We start from the raw sequence: 2,729 nt of genomic DNA, 5'->3' as shown, positions 1-2,729 counted from the left end.
CTTTTAAATAACTCCAAAACAAAATGATAAATCGTTTCTTTTGAAACTAATATCGTTTCTTCGTCAAAACATAAATTATAAGTAATTCTAAAATTAGTATCATTTTCAGGTTTAATTCTAATTTTATTTATCTCATTGACCAAAACGATTGTGTCTGAGAAAGTATCAAATTTGTGTTTGAAATTCTCGGATAGAATCTTTAAATCTTCTATAACTGTTTTATCCATTAATGTGCAAAGATTTATTTTTTCTGGTTTTAACTTTTTTGTACTCGATTTTTAATTGACGAAACTTTTATACTTACTGTCCATTTTGTCAAACTCCAATGTTTTGATATAATTACTATCCAAATAATATTCAATCCATAAAGAATCTCCAATTTGAATTCTTTCGTAATATTTTTTATCTACTTCTATTTTTCTATGTTTTTCTTCAACATCAGAATAAATTTTTATTTGATAAGAATCTCTATCAGATTCATGTCGTTCTATTGTGACAATTTCCTTTTGTAAAACTATACTATTTCCTTCAATTTTTTTCTGCAATAGTAGGTACTTTCTATCCTTACTTATGTCTATGATTGCTCTGATTGTGACATAGATCCAAAAGCCAAAAATAATTAGAACGATTAAAATTGGAAAAAGTTTATCTGTTAGCTCTTCATTGGTAATAATTGCATAAATGCAACTAAAAGGAAATACAATTGTTATTAACGAAAATATAGACCACGTCAAAAAACCTTTTTTTACTTGTCTTTTCAGGAATTTTACGTCTTCATCAGTAAGGCTTGTAATTTTTAAAGTTTGCTGCATATAGAGGATTTATTTGAGGCTAATATACAATCATTCTAACAATAGAAAATACAGAACTGAAACTGAATTGTTGTAAATATTAGAAAAAAGAAGTAAATTACATTTAATCTAAAAATCAGATTACATATGCAAAAAGAAAAAGACTGGTCAATAGACGACATTCAAAATATTTGGCAATTGGTTTCAAAACTTCACGACGGACAAAAATATGGTGGCGGCAATGAAGGAGAAAGGGTAGAGTATATCAATCATATCGGAAGTGTTGTTTTTGAAGTTTTAAACGCCACAAAATTTACAGAAAATATGAATTCTGATTTAGCTGTCAAATGTGCAATGCTTCACGATACAATTGAAGACACCGTTTTTGATTATGAAAAAGTACATCAGTTATTTGGAGATCAGGTAGCAAAAGGAGTGATGGCTTTAACCAAAAATGATGAAATTGTAGGTTCACTAGAAAAAATGCGTGATAGTTTAAGCCGAATCAAACAACAACCTATTGAAGTTTGGGCCGTAAAAATGGCTGATAGGATTTGCAATCTCTACGAACCTCCATATTATTGGGATGATGAAAAAAAGCTAAAATATATCGAAGAAGCTGAAATTATATTTGACGAACTGAAAGATGCTAATCACTATTTAGCTGACAGATTAATAAGTAAAATTAAGGAATACCATCGTTTTATTGGTATCACAACTAATTGATTTTAAACAAAATCCGTCTCTTTTTTTGAGACGGATTTTTTATTTAATTTTCTTTAGTTAATCGATCCAGTTCTTTTAATAAAGTTGGCATTCTGTATTCGCCGTCCATTTGTTGAACATAGGCGAAAGCTTCATCCAAATCTATTCCGATCGAAGTGATATAAAGCGGTTTCTTGCTATCGCCTCTGAAAAGTGCTTTTTTATTCTTTTCTATAGAAGCAAAGTTTGTTTTAGCAACGCCAATAATCGGAATTTCTTTATTTAGTTTTTCATATAAATAGCCACCTAAGCCATATTTCTGATCATCATTTAAGTAAACAAAACCATCTACAACAATTGCCTTGACCACAGATAGATCAATTTGATTTAAAAGACTTAGAATACATGGTAATTCTCTTTTGTAAAATTCACCAGGAATATATTCTTCAACGTTATCAATGATTTCAGTATAAACTTTAAAATTTTTGCTTTCATTCCATTCTGAAAATTCAAGGCAAACCGTTTTCGCTTTTTGGTCAAAATAATAAGTATCAAAAGCTAAGATCATAAATTCTTATTTATTAATTTAATCAACGAAAATATCTATTTTGACGCAACTTTCCTAAGTTCTGCAAGTACATCATTTAGAAAAGTTTGTTGTTTTTCATCCTCTTTAAAGTAACGTTGATACAAGACACTACAACTCTCTACATCAGCAATGTTATTTTTGTCAAAAGACCAATCCTCTTCGTTTTTAATTGTAATACTAAGACCATCACTACAGCTTTGCCAAAGTTCAGCAAATCGCGTTTTTTTATCCGCACTTAATTTATCGAAATCAGCATAAACAGTATAACCGCGCATTTCCGAATTAAAAAACTTTTCAATCCAATATACAGGAACACCGCCCCAATTTATCGTTTGTCCTTCTGGGAGTTTTATGCTCGTTAATCTTTGCTCACTCATTTTATGCTCTTGTTCTCCTTCTACAAAAAAATGCTCATTATAAGTAAGTCTTGTTCCTTTTGGAACCATTATTTTTTTAACCAACATTGGTTCTGTGGTAATGAAATATGGATAGTTTGGATTTGAGTTTCCGCCTGTTGGATTCATATTACCAACGCATCCCGTAAGTATTAAAGCAAGTAATAAGGTAAATGATCTTATTATTTTCATATACAAGTTAATTATATTATTCTTCTTAAGAAAGGAATCTTCATTTTTTTTGATTTT

General features: G+C 29.5%; 5 protein-coding genes. 1 reads left to right on the top strand and 4 read right to left on the bottom strand.

The window, feature by feature from the left end:
• Together VGE71_RS07755 and VGE71_RS07750 are read right to left on the bottom strand one after the other, a co-directional pair.
• On the bottom strand, window positions 1-227 hold a 227-nt coding region (locus VGE71_RS07755), incomplete at its 3' end, for a hypothetical protein (RefSeq protein ID WP_331137817.1).
• A 51-nt stretch (window positions 228-278) separates the two neighbouring features.
• Window positions 279-812, bottom strand: coding sequence for a hypothetical protein (locus tag VGE71_RS07750; protein WP_331137816.1), 534 nt, complete (start codon window positions 810-812; stop codon window positions 279-281).
• 126 nt (window positions 813-938) lie between these two features.
• Between VGE71_RS07750 and VGE71_RS07745 the strand changes: the two genes are divergently transcribed.
• Window positions 939-1,517, top strand: coding sequence for an HD domain-containing protein (locus tag VGE71_RS07745; protein WP_331137815.1), 579 nt, complete (start codon window positions 939-941; stop codon window positions 1,515-1,517).
• Window positions 1,518-1,560: 43 nt separating this feature from the next.
• On the opposite strand, the gene VGE71_RS07740 is transcribed toward VGE71_RS07745, so the two are convergent.
• On the bottom strand, window positions 1,561-2,064 hold the full coding sequence (locus VGE71_RS07740; RefSeq protein ID WP_331137814.1) for an endonuclease V: 504 nt from the start codon (window positions 2,062-2,064) through the stop codon (window positions 1,561-1,563).
• 35 nt (window positions 2,065-2,099) lie between these two features.
• A partial coding sequence (locus VGE71_RS07735; protein ID WP_331137813.1) for a hypothetical protein occupies window positions 2,100-2,729 on the bottom strand: 630 nt, incomplete at its 5' end.

This window comes from Flavobacterium sp. (genome assembly GCF_036405015.1).
GTDB lineage: Bacteria > Bacteroidota > Bacteroidia > Flavobacteriales > Flavobacteriaceae > Flavobacterium.
The sequence above is the reverse complement of the archived record's forward strand: the minus strand, read 5'-3'. Positions and strand labels throughout refer to the sequence as shown.